Here is a 16360-nt window from a genome sequence, read left to right as displayed (position 1 = left end):
CGAGGATCGGTGGGAGTGGTCACCCGTGTCAGTGAAGGAGTGCCTCGATGGCAACGAAGCCGCCCAAGGCCGACCCGGTTCAGGACGCGCCCCAGGTCGCCGAGCCGAAGCACGCGGCGGCGGGGCTGCCGGCCATCGGGCACACCTTGCGGATCGCGCAGCAGCAGATGGGGGTGAAGCGGACCGCGCTGACGCTGCTGCGCGTCAATCAGAAGGACGGCTTCGACTGTCCGGGCTGCGCCTGGCCGGAGCCGGACCACCGGCACGCCGCGGAGTTCTGTGAGAACGGCGCGAAGGCGGTGGCCGAGGAGGCCACCCTGCGCCGGGTCACCCCGGAGTTCTTCGCCGCGCACCCGGTCGCCGACCTGGCGAACCGCAGCGGCTACTGGCTGGGCCAGCAGGGCCGGCTCACGCACCCGATGTACCTGCCCGAGGGCGGCGACCACTACGAGCCGGTCTCCTGGGAGCGTGCCTTCGACATCATCGCCGAGGAGATGGCCGCCCTGGCCTCCCCCCACGAGGCCGTGTTCTACACCTCGGGCCGTACGAGCAACGAAGCGGCGTTCCTCTACCAGCTCTTCGCGCGTGAGTGGGGCACCAACAACCTGCCCGACTGCTCCAACATGTGCCACGAGTCGTCCGGCTCGGCTCTCACGGAGACGATCGGCATCGGCAAGGGCAGCGTCCTGCTGGAGGACCTCTACCGGGCCGACCTGATCATCGTGGCCGGTCAGAACCCGGGCACCAACCATCCACGCATGCTCTCCGCCCTGGAGAAGGCCAAGGCCAACGGCGCGCGGATCATGAGCGTGAACCCGCTGCCCGAGGCGGGCCTGGAACGCTTCAAGAACCCGCAGACCCCGCAGGGCATGCTCAAGGGCGCCGCCCTCACCGATCTGTTCCTCCAGATCCGTCTCGGCGGCGACCAGGCCCTGTTCCGTCTCCTCAACAAGCTGATCCTCGAGACGGAGGGTGCGGTCGACGAGCGGTTCGTCGCCGAGCACACCCACGGTTACGAGGAGTTCGCCGCGGCCGCCCGTGCCGCCGACTGGGACGAGACGCTCGCCGCGACGGGTCTCACGCGCGCGGAGATCGAGGAGGCGCTGCGCATGGTGCTCGCCTCGGAGCGCACCATCGTGTGCTGGGCGATGGGCCTCACCCAGCACAAGCACTCCGTGCCGACCATCCGCGAGGTGGTCAACTTCCTGCTGTTGCGCGGCAACATCGGCCGTCCGGGCGCGGGGGTGTGCCCGGTGCGCGGCCATTCGAACGTGCAGGGCGACCGCACCATGGGCATCTTCGAGCGCCCGGCTCCGGGCTTCCTGGACGCCCTGGAGCGGGAGTTCGGCTTCGCGCCGCCGCGCGAGCACGGCTTCGACGTCGTGCGGGCCATCCGGGCGCTGCGGGACGGCGAGGCGAAGGTCTTCTTCGCCATGGGCGGCAACTTCGTGTCCGCCTCCCCGGACACGGAGGTCACCGAGGCGGCGATGCGGCGGGCCCGGCTGACGGTGCACGTGTCGACGAAGCTCAACCGCTCGCATGTCGTCACGGGCGCGCGCGCCCTGATCCTGCCGACGCTCGGCCGCACCGAGCGTGACGTGCAGGGCGGCGGCGAGCAGTTCGTGACCGTCGAGGACTCCATGGGCATGGTGCACGCCTCCCGTGGCCGGCTGGCGCCCGCGAGCGCGCGACTGCTGTCCGAGCCGGCGATCGTGTGCCGGCTGGCGCGCCGGGTGCTGGGCGAGGACAGCCGGGTGCCGTGGGAGGAGTTCGAGAAGGACTACGCGACCATCCGGGACCGCATCGCGCGCGTGATCCCCGGCTTCGAGGACTTCAACGCGCGCGTCGCCCGGCCCGGCGGCTTCGCGCTGCCACACGCCCCGCGCGACGAGCGCCGCTTCCCCACCGCCACCGGCAAGGCCAACTTCACCGCGGCGCCGGTCGAGTTCCCTCAGCTGCCCACCGGCCGCCTCCTGTTGCAGACGCTGCGCTCGCACGACCAGTACAACACCACCGTCTACGGGCTGGACGACCGTTACCGGGGCATCACGAACGGCCGCCGGGTCGTCCTCGTCAACCCCGAGGACGCCGACGCGCTCGGCCTCGCCGACGGCTCGTACGTGGACCTGGTGAGCGAGTGGCGGGACGGGGTCGAGCGACGGGCGCCCGGCTTCCGCGTGGTGTGCTATCCGACGGCGCGGGGCTGCGCGGCGGCGTACTACCCGGAGACCAACGTCCTGGTGCCGCTGGACGCCACCGCGGACACGAGCAACACCCCGGCCAGCAAGTCCGTCGTCGTCCGTCTGGAACAATCGGCCACCGACTGAGCGTTCGCTCAGCAGTACGGCAACCGTACGGGTCACGACCCTGGTCACGACGAACGGAGCAGGTCCCGATGGGCGAGCAGCAGCATGTGAAGTTCCCGCAAGAGGTCATCGACGAGTACGCGGCGCTCGGCGTCGACCTGCGCGCCCTCTTCTCCGCCGGGCACCTGGGCACCCGCATGGGGGTGCAGATCGTCGAGGCGTCCGCCGAGCGGGTCGTCGGCACCATGCCGGTCGAGGGCAACACCCAGCCGTACGGACTGCTGCACGGCGGCGCCTCGGCGGTCCTCGCGGAGACCCTCGGTTCGGTCGGTGCCATGCTGCACGGCGGCAGCTCCAAGCTCGCCGTCGGCGTCGACCTCAACTGCACCCACCACCGCGGCGCCCGCTCCGGCCTGGTCACCGGCGTGGCCACGCCCGTGCACCGGGGCCGGTCCACGGCGACGTACGAGATCGTGATCAGTGACGAGGCGGACAAGCGGGTGTGCACGGCACGGCTGACGTGTCTGCTGCGCGAGGTGAACCCCGGCGAGGCGGCGCCCGCGGCCGGCTGAGGCCGCCGACGCCTCGTTCCGCGGCCCGCCGTCCGCCCCGTTGCCCGCTGCCGCCCTCGCGGCCTAGCGTCGGGGCATGGCAACGGGAGGGCCCCTCCGGCCGGGGGCGGCGAGAGGGCCTGCTACGGCACGAGGGCCCGCTACGGCACGACGGCTCGGGACAGCGCGACGGCTGGGAACGGCCCTGGGGGCGGGGCTGCTGGCGACTGCCTGCGCCGGCTCCGGCGCCACGGGGGCACACCACACGCCGTCGCCCTCCGCGACTCCCCCCGAGGTGCTGTGCGCCCGGATCGTCGCCCACTGGTCGCGCGAGGTGCTGGACGGCGGCACCTACGGGGACTACCAGTCGATGGGGCTGTCCAACGGCCAGTACGAGATCCTGCGGTCGGTCGTGGACGCCGCGCGGGCCGAGAAGAAGCGCGAAGGCGCCCGCGCGGCGCACGAGTTGATCGGCCGGCGGTCGCGCGACGCCTGTGCCGCCCGCTACCCCTCGGGCGTTGCGGGCGGGACTCCGTGGCGGTGAGCGGCGGTGTGGGGCCCGTGGAACCGGGCGAGGGCACGCGCGCGTGGGAGGCCGAGGACGCCCCGGGGACGGGCGCTACGGGCAGCCGGCCGGTCCTCTTCCACGGGCGTCACCGTCGCGCCGTTCTCGGGGCGCTGACGGCCGTCGCCCTCCTGGTCGGCGGCGGTCTGCTCTGGGCGACCCGACCGCGGGAGCGTCAACTGGCCGTACCCGAGCCGCCGTTCCCCTCCCAGGTCGTGGACGTCGAGTATCTGGGGCGGATCCCGGTGCCGCCGGGCACCCGGCCGAAGACGTTCGCGCTGGAGGTGCTGCTGAGCGTGGCGGCGGGTCCGCCGGTCACGACGACGCGGCTGGCGCAGCCGTACGCCGGAATCTTCCTGACGTCGCAGCCGCGAGCACCTTTCCGCACGGAAGCGGGTTCCGCCCGCAGGATCGTCGTCACGATGCATGTGACGGACTGCGGAAATGTGCCGGACGACGCCGGACTGCCTTTCCTGGATGTAACTCTGCGTAATGCGCGCGCAATGCAGGACCACAGTTTCATCCTCGGCCCCCGGTATGCGCAGGACCTCTCCCAGGCCCTACAAGTCGCCTGTAGCAACGAATCCCCGTAATCACCAAAATGCCTGAGACTCCTGAAACCAGCAGGGTCCGTCCTGCGGATTCTCAGCATGCGGACAGGGCGAATCGGCCTGAATTCCTCGGTTCCACCCCCTCAGTACCGCTCTGCATTACCTCGTGTCATAACAAGAGCGTCACATCATGGGCCAGAGCCTCCTCCGCGTCACCTTCACCCGTTTAGAGTCACGGCCAGTCACCGCGCAGCTGGAATACCCCTTCGGCCGCAGCGCTCGACTCGGCCTCTTCCAGGGGGGAGGGCCGCCCACGGAAAGGACTGGAACGTGCGTCAACGTTCGCTTATCGCCATCACCGCTGCGCTGTCCGCGGGAGCACTCACCCTCACTGCCTGCGGCTCGCGCGACAGCGACGACAAGGGTTCCGACAGCGGCGGCGGCACGACCGTCACCATCGGCGTCGACGCCCCGCTGACCGGCGATCTCTCCGCGCTGGGTCTCGGCATCAAGAACTCCGTCGACCTCGCCGCCAAGACGGCCAACAAGAAGAAGTACGTCGACGGCGTCACCTTCAAGATCGAGGCGCTCGACGACCAGGCGCAGCCGTCCTCGGGCCAGCAGAACGCCACCAAGCTGGTCGCCGACAAGTCCGTCCTCGGTGTGGTCGGCCCGCTGAACTCCTCCGTCGCCGAGTCCATGCAGAAGGTCTTCGACGACGCCAAACTGGTCGAGGTCTCCCCGGCCAACACCAACCCGGCGCTCACCCAGGGCACCGACTGGCAGAACTCCAAGAAGCGCGTCTACAACTCGTACTTCCGCACCGCGACCACGGACGCCGTCCAGGGCCCGTTCGCGGCCCAGTACCTGTTCAACGACGCCAAGAAGAAGAAGGTCTTCGTCATCGACGACAAGAAGACCTACGGCGCCGGCCTGGCCGCCACCTTCACCGAGGAGTTCAAGAAGCTGGGCGGCGCGGTCGCGGGCACCGAGCACATCAACCCGGACAGCAAGGACTTCTCGGCCATCGCCACGAAGGTCAAGAATTCCGGCGCCGACGTCGTCTACTACGGCGGCGAGTACCCGCAGGCCGGTCCGCTGAGCAAGCAGATCAAGGCCGCCGGCGCCAAGATCCCCGTGGTCGGCGGCGACGGCATCTACAGCGCCGACTTCATCAAGCTGGCCGGCGCCTCCGCCGCCGGTGACCTGGCCACGTCGGTCGGCGCGCCGGTCGAGCAGCTGCCCTCCGCCAAGGAGTTCGTCGCCAACTACAAGAACGGTGGCTACAAGGAGGCCTACGAGGCCTACGGCGGCTACTCCTACGACTCGGCCTGGGCGATCATCGAGGCCGTGAAGAAGGTCGTCGACGACAACGACGGCAAGCTTCCGGACGACGCCCGCGCCAAGGTCACCGCCGCCATGCAGAACGTCTCCTTCGACGGTGTGACCGGCAAGGTCTCCTTCGACGAGTTCGGTGACGCCACCAACAAGCAGCTCACCGTGTACGCCGTCGAGAACGGTACGTGGAAGTCGGTGAAGTCCGGCACCTACACCGGCTGACCCACCCCGCATCACACGAGCCGCGCGGGGCGCTGTTCCACTGGCGCCCCGCGCGGACTCACATCCGGACACATCCGTCGAAATCATCCGAACGTCTCGGAGGACATGCGGTGAACGAACTGCCGCAGCAGCTGGTCAACGGCCTGCTACTGGGATCCATGTACGGGCTGGTCGCCATTGGCTACACGATGGTCTACGGCATCGTCCAGCTCATCAACTTCGCCCACGGCGAGATCTTCATGACGGGCGCCTTCGGGGCTCTCTCCGTCTACCTCTGGATACTGCCCAACGGCACGACCATGTGGATAGCCCTGCCGCTCATGCTCATCGGCGCCATGCTGGTCGCCGCCCTCGTCGCCATCGGAGCGGAACGGTTCGCCTACCGCCCCCTGCGCGGCGCACCCCGCCTCGCCCCCCTCATCACCGCCATCGGGCTCTCCCTGGCCCTCCAGCAGGCGGTCTGGGCCTGGTACCCGGAGGCCACGTCGGCCCGTACCTTCCCCCAGATCGAGGGCGGCCCCTTCCACCTCGGCGACATCACCATCCAGACCGGTGATGTCTTCCTGCTCGCCGCCGCCCCCATCAGCATGGCCGTCCTCGCCTACTTCGTCATGAAGACCCGTACCGGACGCGGCATGCAGGCCACCGCGCAGGACCCGGACACCGCCAAGCTCATGGGCGTCAACACCGACCGCATCATCGTGATCGCCTTCGCCCTCGGCGCCGTCTTCGCCGCCGTCGGCGGTGTCGCCTACGGCCTGAAGTACGGGCAGATCGACTACCGCATGGGCTTCATCCTCGGCCTCAAGGCCTTCACCGCGGCGGTCCTCGGCGGCATCGGCAACATCTACGGCGCCATGATCGGCGGCGTCGTCCTCGGCATCGCCGAAACCCTGGCCACCGCCTACATCGCCGACATCCCCGGCATGGACCAGTTCGGCAGCCAGTCCTGGGCCGACGTCTGGGCCTTCGTACTTCTCATCCTCGTACTGCTGTTCAGGCCACAAGGCCTGCTCGGCGAGCGCGTCGCGGACAGGGCGTGACACCGATGACCACACAGACCACCGCACCCGGGATCCCGAACACCCCCGCCTCCGGGCCGGCCACCGGCCTCATCGGCATCCCGCCGCACCTCGGCCGCGCCCTCGCCACCGGCGGCGGCGCCCTCACCGTCGTCTCCACCTTCCTCGCCTGGACCTGGACGGACGCCTTCCCCGGCGACCTCACCGTCTACGGCTACCCCGGCGGTCTTCAGGTGCTCGCCCTCATCGGCGGCGCCCTCACCACCCTCTTCGGCCTGTCCTCCTACGGTGTGAAGGGCCTCGGCTGGCTCACCCCGGCCGGCGCCGACGGTGCGATCAAGTTCGCCGCCCTCGCCGCCTTCGCCACCGTCTGGTACACGGTCATCGCGATCACCGTCGACCTCGGCGGCGTCGTCAACCTGGAGCCCGGCGGCTACATCGCCGCCCTCGCCTCCCTGGTCGGCCTTCTCGGCGCTCTCGCCCTCCCCTTCGAGCGGCCCGAGCCCGAACCCCACGACCCGGACGACACCGGCTGGGAACTGTTCCGCCACCGCCTGCGCGGCGGCCGGGACATCACCAAGGCCGCCTTCGCCGGAGGCACCGCCCGCCCCGTCGGCGCCCTGCCCTCCTACGCCGAGATCCTCATCATCGTCGCCGTCCTCGGCCTCGGCCTCACCGTGTTCACCTACGGCATCGGCACCGAGTACGACGAGCTCTTCATCGGCTTCCTGATCACCGCCGCCTTCGGCTTCGCCGCGCTCAACAAGGCGGGCCTCGTCGCCCAGGCCTCCCAGATCACCGCCCGGCACCAGAACATCACCATCTGCGGCGCCTTCGTCGCGGCCGCGATGTTCCCCTTCACCCAGACCGACGACCAGTACGCCACCGTCGGCGTCTACATCCTGATCTTCGGCACCGTCGCCCTCGGCCTCAACATCGTCGTCGGCCTCGCCGGCCTGCTCGACCTCGGATACGTCGCCTTCCTCGGTGTCGGCGCCTACGCCGCGGCCCTGGTCTCCGGCTCCCCCAGCTCCCCCTTCGACGTGCACTTCCCGTTCTGGGCCGCCGTCCTGGTCGGCGCCGCCGCCTCGCTCGTCTTCGGCGTCCTCATCGGCGCCCCGACGCTGCGACTGCGCGGCGACTACCTCGCCATCGTCACCCTCGGCTTCGGCGAGATCTTCCGCATCACCGCCAACAACCTCGACGGCACCTCCGGACCCGACCTCACCAACGGCTCCAACGGCATCTCCTCCATCCCGAACCTCAACATCCTCGGGTTCGACTTCGGGACCGAGCACGCCATCGCCGGCTTCACCATCGGCCGGTTCGCCAACTACTTCTTCCTGATGCTCCTCATCACCGCCGTCGTCGTCCTGGTCTTCCGGCGCAGCGGTGACTCCCGCATCGGACGCGCCTGGGTCGCCATCCGCGAGGACGAGACCGCCGCCCTCGCCATGGGCATCAACGGCTTCCGCGTCAAGCTCATCGCCTTCGCCGTCGGCGCCTCGCTGGCCGGTCTCGCCGGCACCGTCCAGGCCCACGTCACCTACACCGTGACGCCCGAGCAGTACCTCTTCGCCGGTCCCATCCCGCCCAACTCGGCCTTCCTCCTCGCCGCCGTCGTCCTCGGCGGCATGGGGACGATCAGCGGACCCCTCATCGGCGCCGCACTGCTCTTCCTCATCCCCAACAAGCTCCAGTTCCTCGGCGACTACCAGCTCTTCGCCTTCGGTCTCGCACTCATCCTCCTGATGCGCTTCCGCCCTGAGGGCCTCATCCCCAACCGGCGGCGTCAGCTCGAGTTCCACGAGGACGCGGAAGCTCCCACCGTCCTGACGAAGGCAGGGGCCTGACCACCATGACCACCGACACCACCACCACGGTCGCCCCCACCGGCGAAAGGGTCCTCGAAGCCCGCGGCGTCACCATGCGCTTCGGCGGCCTCACCGCCGTCCGCGACGTCGACCTGCACGTCGACGCCGGCGAGATCGTCGGTCTCATCGGCCCCAACGGCGCCGGCAAGACCACCTTCTTCAACTGCCTCACCGGCCTCTACATCCCCACCGAGGGCGAAGTCCGCTACAAGGGCACCGTCCTGCCGCCCAAGTCCTTCAAGGTCACGGCCGCCGGCATCGCCCGCACCTTCCAGAACATCCGCCTGTTCGCCAACATGACGGTCCTGGAGAACGTGCTCGTCGGCCGCCACACCCGCACCAAGGAAGGCTTCTGGTCCGCCGTCCTGCGCCTCCCCGGCTTCCACAAGGCCGAGGCCACCTCCCGCGCACGCGCCATGGAACTCCTCGAGTTCGTGGGCCTGGAGAAGAAGGCCGACCACCTCGCACGGAACCTGCCCTACGGCGAACAGCGCAAGCTGGAGATCGCCCGGGCCCTGGCCAGCGAGCCCGGCCTGCTGCTGCTCGACGAGCCGACGGCCGGCATGAACCCGCAGGAGACGCGGGCCACCGAGGAACTGGTGTTCGCCATCCGCGACCAGGGCATCGCCGTCCTCGTCATCGAGCACGACATGCGCTTCATCTTCAACCTCTGCGACCGCGTAGCCGTCCTCGTCCAGGGCGAGAAGCTGGTCGAGGGCGACAGCGCCACCGTGCAGGGCGACGACCGCGTCGTCGCCGCCTACCTCGGCGAACCCTACGAGGACGCACCCGGTGCCGAGGAGATCGCCGAAGTCGAGGCCGCCGAAGCACAGGCCGAGACCACGACGGACGCCGCGCCCGGCAAGGAGAACGACCGATGACCGCACTGCTCGAAGTCGAGGACCTCCGGGTCGCCTACGGCAAGATCGAAGCCGTCAAGGGCATCTCCTTCACGGTCGACGCCGGCGAGGTCGTCACCCTCATCGGCACCAACGGCGCCGGCAAGACCACCACCCTGCGCACCCTGTCCGGGCTGCTCAAGCCGGTCGGCGGCCAGATCCGCTTCAACGGCAAGTCGCTGAAGAAGATCCCCGCCCACGACATCGTCTCGCTGGGACTGGCCCACTCCCCCGAGGGCCGGCACATCTTCCCCCGCATGACCATCGAGGACAACCTCCGCCTCGGCGCGTTCCTGCGCAACGACAGAGCGGGCATCGAGAAGGACATCCAGCGCGCCTACGACCTGTTCCCCATCCTGGGAGAGCGCCGCAAGCAGGCCGCGGGCACCCTCTCCGGCGGAGAGCAGCAGATGCTCGCCATGGGCCGCGCCCTCATGTCCCAGCCGAAGCTGCTGATGCTGGACGAACCGTCGATGGGCCTGTCCCCGATCATGATGCAGAAGATCATGGCGACCATCGCGGAGCTGAAGTCCCAGGGCATGACGATCCTGCTCATCGAGCAGAACGCCCAGGCGGCGCTCTCGCTCGCCGACCACGGCCACGTCATGGAGATCGGAAAGATCGTGCTCTCGGGCACCGGCCGCGACCTCCTGCACGACGAGTCCGTCCGCAAGGCGTACCTCGGCGAGGACTGAGCCCCACCCCGCCCACGACGAGGCCCGGGGGGGGGGGGGGTGGGGGGGGGGGGGGGGTGGGGGGGGGGGGGGGGGGGGGGGGGGGGGGGGGGGGGGGGGGGGGGGGAGGGGGGAGGGAGGGGGGGGGGGGGGGGGGGGGGGGTGGGTCTTTCCTTCCCCCCCCCCCCCCCCCCCCCCCCCGGGGCCCTCCACGCGTTTCAGGCATTCCACGAGTTCCACAGAGAGGTGCAAGTGACAGCAGGCGACACCTACGACCGTCTCGACGACGACGATTACCCCGCCTACACCATGGGCCGGGCCGCCGAGATGCTCGGCACCACGCAGGGTTTCCTGCGCGCCATCGGCGAGGCCCGCCTGATCACCCCGCTGCGCTCCGCGGGCGGACATCGCCGCTACTCCCGCTACCAGCTGCGCATCGCCGCCCGCGCCAGGGAACTCGTCGACCAGGGCACCCCCATCGAGGCCGCCTGCCGCATCATCATCCTCGAAGACCAACTCGAAGAAGCCCAGCGCGTCAACGCCGAGTACCGCCGCACCGCGCCCCGGCACCCGGTGGGCATCTGACCCGCAGTCCGCGGCGACGCGCCGGGCCGTCCTCTTCCGCCGACCTCAGAATATGAGCGCATGATCGCCGAAGATCCTCAGCCGCCGTCATCCGGACGGAAGTCCCAGCTCCTCCCCGGCACCGAGCCCGACCCCTTGCCGGGCCCGACGGCCGACGCGCCCGCCCGGACGGGTCGGCCGACCGCGCCGACCGGCCTGGAGGGCGGGGTGGAGCGCGCGGCGGCCGTGCTGAAGCCGAGGATGCGGGGCTGGCTGCACGCCGGCGTGTTCCCCCTCGCGCTGGTCGGTGGCATCGTCCTCATCGCCGTCTCGCGCTCGGCCGCGGCAGTGCTCGCCTGCTCCGTGTACGCGGTGTCGGCCTGCCTGCTGTTCGGTACCAGCGCGGTCTACCACCGCGGAACGTGGGGTCCACGCGGCGAGGCGGTCCTGCGGCGGCTGGACCACGCGAACATCTTCCTGATCATCGCCGGCACCTACACCCCTTTGGCGGTACTGCTGCTGACGGCGGGCCAGCAGCGGCTGCTGCTGGCCGCGGTGTGGGCGGGGGCCCTGGTCGGCATCGCCTTCCGCATCCTGTGGATCGGGGCACCCCGGTGGCTGTACACCCCGTGCTACATCGCGCTGGGCTGGGTGGCCGTCTTCTACCTGCCCGAGTTCGCGCGCACCGGCGGCACCGCGGTCGCCGTACTCGTCATCGCCGGCGGTCTGCTCTACACCGCCGGCGCCGTCGTCTACGGCCTCAAGCGCCCCGATCCGTCACCGGCCTGGTTCGGCTTCCACGAGGTCTTCCACGCCCTGACCATCGCCGCCTTCACCGCGCACTGGACGGCCATCCTCCTGGCAGCCACATGACCGCCTCCGGGGCACGGGCGCGGGACGCGCCGGGCCTGGCGGCGCGTGCTCCGAGCGAGGCTGGTGGGCGGACTCGCCGCCCGTGGTGCAAGGTGAACTGTCCGGTGCCGCGCTCGGCACGGGTCTTTCGCGTCCACGAGACGCAGTCCTGGGCGTCATCGAGCGGTGAGGAGTCGCTGTGAGCGCAGAAGGGCCGGACCGCGGGCGGGCCGCTCGGCCTGCCGGGGACGGGAGTCGCCCGGGCAGGGCGATGACTTTGGCGGGGACCTTGGAGGCGGCGGAGGCCGCGGCGCCCGTGGAGTCGCTCGACGTGGTCGCCCGCATGCTCAGGAAGCACCTCGGCGCCGCGTCGGTGTCGTTCCTGATCACCGACTTCACCGGCAGCTCGGTCGTCCGGCTGGGAGCGGCGGGCAGCGTCGACACCGATGAACCCGCCCGGCGCATCACGCTGCGGGGCACCCTGTACGACGACGTGATCCGCACCCAGCGGCCGGGCGTGGAGGACAAGGGCGAGGGCGCGCTGGTCCGGGTCGTCGCCCCGGTGACCAACCGCGGGGACGCCCTCGGGCTCCTCGAACTGTTCCTGCCCGCGGCGCCGGACGCGGACGCGATGCGCGAGATCGGCGAGACCGCGCACGCTCTGGCGTACATCGTCATCGCGAACCGGTCCTTCACCGACGTGTACCAGTGGGGCCGCCGCACCACCCCCCTGAGCCTGGCCGCGGAGATCCAGCACCGGCTGCTCCCGGCGTCGCTGGCCTGTGAGGCGGCACAGTTCGCGGTGGCCGGGGCGCTGGAGCCGGCCGACCACGTCGGGGGCGACACCTTCGACTACGTGATCGATCGGGACACGGTCCAGCTCTCCGTCACCGATGCCATGGGGCACGACGTCGACGCCGCGCTGCTGGCCACCCTCCTGGTGGGCGCTCTGCGGCGGGCCCGGCGGGCCGGTGCCGACCTCGCCGAACAGGCGCGCCAGGCCGACCAGGCCCTGCGCGAGCACGGCCGCCAGGCCTACGTCACCGGCCAGCTCCTGCGCATCAGCCTGATCGACGGCAAAACCGAGTTCGTCAACGCCGGGCACCCCTGGCCGCTGCGCCTGCGAGACGGACGGGTGCGGGAGATCACTCCGGAGATCGATCTGCCGTTCGGCTTCCATTTCCCCCACACCTACCGGGTCCAGTCACTGGACCTGCGGCCGGGTGACCGGCTGGTGATGCTGACCGACGGCATGCTGGAACGCAACGCCAACAGCCTCGACCTGTCCGACCTGATCGTGCGCACCCGTGCGCTGCACCCCCGCGAGGCCGCCCGCACCCTCATCGCGGCGGTCGTCGACACCCACCAGGGTCATCCGCAGGACGACGCGACCGTCATGTGCCTGGACTGGCACGGCGTCGGTCACTCCCGGCGCGACGCCTCCACCGGCGCCGACCTCACCGACGCCTCACGGCCGTCGAGAACGGGACGGACCACTGCCGGGCGATGACCAGGGGGGGGTGTGGTCCGCGGGCGACCAGCACATCCGAGACCGTTCGGATGCTCCGATGGCGAGCGCCTCGGCAAGCAGCGAACCCCCAGTGTGGAGGGCCGGCCCTCGTCGACCGACCGATGGGAGAAAGATGATCCGCATGGCCTGCGTGGAAAAGATCGCCTCCGCAGAAAAGATCCCCGAACCGGTGAGGTTCGTGAGCAGGTACAGGGACGGCCTCGACGGCGACTCCCGCGAGGTCGCCGCACCCGCCCCCACCCCCGCCACCCTCCACGTCCGTGACTCGGAGGTCACCGACGGCCCGCACCAGACCCTCGCCCCGACGGCGGAGTCCGAGTGCGTGGCGTGCGCCGCCGGGTGAACGCCGCCCGCCGTCTCCTCGCGCCCCTGCTGGTGAACCTGTCCATCGGCATACCGACGACCGCCCTCGTGGCCTGCGCCCGCTGGTACGCCGAGCACGGGCACTGTGAGTACGAGGACCTGGGCCGCCGCGATCTGGACCAGTGCACGTACGACCAGATCGAGAACAGCGGCTTCGTGCTGTTCGGCCTGATCACGTCGGCCCTGGTGGTGGTGGGCCTGGTCGTACTGTTCGACGTGGTGAGACCACTGGCGGCCGGCCGGCCGCTCACGTACCGCCTTCTGACGCTCCCCGCGGTGCTGCTGCCGTACGCGCTGCTCATGACGGCCGCATGACCCGGTCGGGCCGCCCGGCCGGCGGGATATAACCGGACGATGATCTATCACCTCGTGCCGAAGACGGAGTGGGACGCCCGTCCCGACCACCCCTACGCGCCCGCCTCCCTCGGCGAGGACGGCTTCGTGCACTGTTCCCCCGACGAGGAGACGACGCTGGCCGTCGCCGACGCCTTCTACCGCACGGCCCCCCGACCGCTTCTGGCGGTCCTCCTCGACGAGGGCCGCCTGACCGCCCGTTGCGCATGGGAGGAGGCGGCCCCGGCCCCGCCTCCCGGTGTCCCCGACTCCACCCGGTTCCCCCACGTCTTCGGCCCCCTCGACCGCGCCGCGGTCACCCGCGTCCTGGTGGTCCACTGGGACGAGGAGGACCGGGCGACGCGACTGACCGCGCTGGGTACCTGTCCCTGAAGCGCATCGACGTCCACGCGAACCCGGAGGACCGGGTGACCGTCAGGGAAGCCGCCGGGCGGCGGGGCGTGCGCGTGGCGGAGGGCGTCCGGCAGGGCGTCCACTCGCCGTGACCGACCGATTCACCCTCGCCACGAAGTTCAGCGTCGTGGCGCCGACCGGCTCGGTGACGTGGTCGGGCGGGGTGCGCCCTCGGGCGTGGTCGCCGGTGTCCAGCCGTCGGCGAGGGCGGCGCGGCGGCGGTGGGTGAGACCGGCTCGGGGACGCGGCGGCGGAACCACGAGTGCCGTACTCGTACCGCGCCCCATGACCACTGACCGGTCGTCGTCCACGTCACCTTCGCGCCGACGCTGCCGCCCGAGTCGCCTCAGAGGAACGGACGTCGGCTCACCGAAGCCGTGCCTCGGCGGCGGCCGGATCGTCGCGCGGCACCAGCGTGACCCGGTGCAGGTTGCACGTGAAGGGGGACGGCGCCGGGGCGGGCGCCGGGCCCTGGGACAGGTGGGCCTTGAGGGCGACACTGACCAGGCTCATCAGCAGGTCCACGTCCGTGTCGCAGTCGAGGTGGACGGTGACCCAGCGCGAACCGGGCACCACCCGCACCGCCGTCGACTCCATCAGGTCCGAGTGGATCCGCCGGATGGCCGGGACGGTCAGGTGCAGGTCCACGTCCCGGTCGGAGTGGAAGTGGAGGATCTCGCTGTGGGCGGAGCGCAACGCCCGTCCTGCGCCGCAACTGGCCTGTCCCGCACTGAGGTCGGGCCAGACTTCCAGTCGCTCCATGGCGCGCTCGGCCAGAGTCATGCGGCCATGGTCGCTCGCACACCGCCCGGCTACCAGGGGTTGAGCGAAATGTAACCGGGGCGTGAGCTGAGGGCGGCGCGCGACGCGTGGCCGCCGACGAGAGCACGACACCCGTCCCACGCCACCGTGACGTTTCCGCCACGGCACGACTCCGCCAGCCGGCGCGACTTCCTCGTCCGCGCCACCGCCGGCGACGCCCGCCCCGAGGCCGTCCCAGGCGTTCACCGCTTCGCCGGGAACGCCGGCGGCCGGTGCGGGCCTACCATCCCTGACCATGGCGATGTTCGTGCACCTCACCTCCGCGGCCCACGCGCCCCGCATTCGTCGCTCCGGCGTCCGTGCGGAGAGCGAGGGGCAGGGCGGCGCCCGCGGGGTGTTCTGCTTCCCGGTGCTCGCGTCGCACACGCTCACCCACCAGTGGCTGCGGGAACTCGCCCGCTTCGGCAGCCGGGGCGGCCTCGTGGCCGTGCACGTCCGCCTGGACGACATGCAGGAGGTACTGGTCGGGCGGTACCCGGACCGGCGGCGGGGCAGGCAGTCGAGGGTCGGTGCCGCCGAGGCCGTACGGCGGATCGCGGCACTCGACGACCCGCGCGGCTGGGAGGTCTTCGTGCCGCGCGCGACCCGCCCCCGCGAGGTGCACCGGATCCGCAGCGCACCCCAGGTGGCGGGCTGGCGGTACCTTCCCGACGCGCACGGCACACGCCCCTGCACCTGCCATGGCTGCCGGGTACGCGGCGGACACGGCGCCCGGCGCCTGCGCGAGCGGCGGCCGCATCCCCTGGACGGACCGCCACCCCCGGCGAGGACCCTCCTCGCCAGGATCGCGGCGGCCGGGGACCCCGGTGACCCGGCCGCGCTGTGCGAGGCCCTGCACTGGTTCGGCATGCGCCGCCGCGGCCCGCTGCCCCGGCTGGCCCCGCTGGCCGCGCACCCCGCCCCCAGCGTCCGGGAGGCGCTGGTCTGGGCGGTCGCCGGCTGGCGTACGCCGGGCGTCGCCGGCCTCCTGGGCACCCTCGCGGACGATCCCGACGAGGAAGTGCGGGAAGCGGTGGACGCGGTGCGGGAGGAGGAGCCGCCGAACCAGGCGACAGGCATCGGCAGCCTGCCGCCTCTCACCGCGACTTCACTGGTCCGAGTACCCGATGTCCCCGATCGTCCACGCGCTCACGTCCTCCAGGGCGACGCGGTACATGCCGCCGGTGTCGGGGATGCCGACGTTGCCCTGGAGGATCCGTGCGACGTGGAAGTGCAGGTGGGTGGGCCGCTCGGCCCGTGGTTCGGGGGGTGTGCCGGTGTCCTCCGGGCGAGTGAACACCGAGGAGAACGCCCCGAGTTGATCGGAGGCCTCGAGCACCTCCGCAACCCTCTGCTTCCACAGGGTCTCCGGTGCGAGCCGGCCCGTGATCACGGCTCCGGGGATCACCACGGTGAGGGACATCCGACTGTTGTGCTCCGACTCCACCCTTGCGGCGATGTCGACGAGCAGGTCATCAGCGTGCGCCATGAGTGAGGAGC

The 16360-nt window shown here is 71.1% G+C and carries 17 protein-coding genes and 1 pseudogene; 16 read left to right on the top strand and 2 right to left on the bottom strand.

Translation table 11 applies throughout. From position 1 onward, the window contains the following. Positions 1–47: 47 nt before the first annotated feature. From ACZ5Y0_RS15205 to ACZ5Y0_RS15135, 15 genes are all read left to right on the top strand, one after another. Complete coding sequence (locus ACZ5Y0_RS15205; RefSeq protein WP_469129117.1) at positions 48–2327, top strand: FdhF/YdeP family oxidoreductase; 2280 nt, start codon at positions 48–50, stop codon at positions 2325–2327. Positions 2328–2395: 68 nt separating this feature from the next. Continuing rightward, entirely contained in the window at positions 2396–2878 is a 483-nt protein-coding gene (locus ACZ5Y0_RS15200; RefSeq protein WP_469129116.1) for a PaaI family thioesterase, read from the top strand. A gap of 274 nt (positions 2879–3152) precedes the next feature. After that, positions 3153–3401 (top strand): hypothetical protein, encoded by a 249-nt coding sequence (locus tag ACZ5Y0_RS15195; protein ID WP_469129115.1) that lies wholly within the window; start codon positions 3153–3155, stop codon positions 3399–3401. Beyond that, the gene (locus ACZ5Y0_RS15190; protein WP_469129114.1) at positions 3398–4015 is read left to right on the top strand and encodes a flagellar basal body-associated FliL family protein; all 618 of its coding nucleotides are present in this window, start codon (positions 3398–3400) and stop codon (positions 4013–4015) included. The genes ACZ5Y0_RS15195 and ACZ5Y0_RS15190 overlap by 4 nt, the downstream gene beginning before the upstream one ends. A 288-nt stretch (positions 4016–4303) precedes the next feature. Continuing rightward, positions 4304–5533 (top strand): branched-chain amino acid ABC transporter substrate-binding protein, encoded by a 1230-nt coding sequence (locus ACZ5Y0_RS15185; RefSeq protein WP_469129113.1) that lies wholly within the window; start codon positions 4304–4306, stop codon positions 5531–5533. 110 nt (positions 5534–5643) lie between these two features. Continuing rightward, positions 5644–6576, top strand: a complete 933-nt coding sequence (locus tag ACZ5Y0_RS15180; RefSeq protein ID WP_469129112.1) for a branched-chain amino acid ABC transporter permease — start codon at positions 5644–5646, stop codon at positions 6574–6576. Positions 6577–6581: 5 nt separating this feature from the next. Then, positions 6582–8408, top strand: coding sequence for a branched-chain amino acid ABC transporter permease (locus tag ACZ5Y0_RS15175; protein ID WP_469129111.1), 1827 nt, complete (start codon positions 6582–6584; stop codon positions 8406–8408). 5 nt (positions 8409–8413) lie between these two features. Then, entirely contained in the window at positions 8414–9310 is an 897-nt protein-coding gene (locus ACZ5Y0_RS15170; RefSeq protein ID WP_469129110.1) for an ABC transporter ATP-binding protein, read from the top strand. Next, positions 9307–10023: an ABC transporter ATP-binding protein gene (locus ACZ5Y0_RS15165; RefSeq protein ID WP_469129109.1), complete on the top strand. Its 717-nt coding sequence runs from the start codon at positions 9307–9309 to the stop codon at positions 10021–10023. Before ACZ5Y0_RS15170 ends, ACZ5Y0_RS15165 begins: the two co-directional genes overlap by 4 nt. Positions 10024–10254: 231 nt before the next feature. Beyond that, positions 10255–10587, top strand: a complete 333-nt coding sequence (locus ACZ5Y0_RS15160) for a MerR family transcriptional regulator (protein ID WP_469129108.1) — start codon at positions 10255–10257, stop codon at positions 10585–10587. A 60-nt stretch (positions 10588–10647) separates the two neighbouring features. Continuing rightward, on the top strand, positions 10648–11439 hold the full coding sequence (gene trhA / locus ACZ5Y0_RS15155; RefSeq protein WP_469129107.1) for a PAQR family membrane homeostasis protein TrhA: 792 nt from the start codon (positions 10648–10650) through the stop codon (positions 11437–11439). Positions 11440–11689: 250 nt separating this feature from the next. Further along, the gene (locus ACZ5Y0_RS15150; RefSeq protein ID WP_469129106.1) at positions 11690–12928 is read left to right on the top strand and encodes a PP2C family protein-serine/threonine phosphatase; all 1239 of its coding nucleotides are present in this window, start codon (positions 11690–11692) and stop codon (positions 12926–12928) included. A 142-nt stretch (positions 12929–13070) separates the two neighbouring features. After that, positions 13071–13292, top strand: a complete 222-nt coding sequence (locus ACZ5Y0_RS15145; RefSeq protein WP_469129105.1) for a DUF397 domain-containing protein — start codon at positions 13071–13073, stop codon at positions 13290–13292. Then, entirely contained in the window at positions 13268–13627 is a 360-nt protein-coding gene (locus ACZ5Y0_RS15140) for a hypothetical protein (protein WP_469129104.1), read from the top strand. Before ACZ5Y0_RS15145 ends, ACZ5Y0_RS15140 begins: the two co-directional genes overlap by 25 nt. A gap of 39 nt (positions 13628–13666) precedes the next feature. Next, positions 13667–14038, top strand: coding sequence for a DUF952 domain-containing protein (locus ACZ5Y0_RS15135; protein ID WP_469129103.1), 372 nt, complete (start codon positions 13667–13669; stop codon positions 14036–14038). A 387-nt stretch (positions 14039–14425) separates the two neighbouring features. Here ACZ5Y0_RS15135 and ACZ5Y0_RS15130 read toward each other — a convergent pair whose 3' ends face one another. Beyond that, positions 14426–14842: a luciferase domain-containing protein gene (locus tag ACZ5Y0_RS15130; protein ID WP_469129102.1), complete on the bottom strand. Its 417-nt coding sequence runs from the start codon at positions 14840–14842 to the stop codon at positions 14426–14428. 274 nt (positions 14843–15116) lie between these two features. Between ACZ5Y0_RS15130 and ACZ5Y0_RS15125 the strand changes: the two are divergent. Further along, positions 15117–15917: pseudogene (locus ACZ5Y0_RS15125) on the top strand (HEAT repeat domain-containing protein); the annotation flags it as partial. 51 nt (positions 15918–15968) lie between these two features. Here the strand turns inward: ACZ5Y0_RS15125 and ACZ5Y0_RS15120 are convergent. After that, positions 15969–16349 carry a hypothetical protein gene (locus tag ACZ5Y0_RS15120; protein ID WP_469129188.1) on the bottom strand — a complete coding sequence of 127 codons (381 nt, stop codon included), beginning with the start codon at positions 16347–16349 and terminating at the stop codon, positions 15969–15971. Positions 16350–16360 lie beyond the last annotated feature (11 nt).

The organism is Streptomyces sp. NPDC033216 (assembly GCF_055577115.1).
The sequence above is the reverse complement of the archived record's forward strand: the minus strand, read 5'-3'. Positions and strand labels throughout refer to the sequence as shown.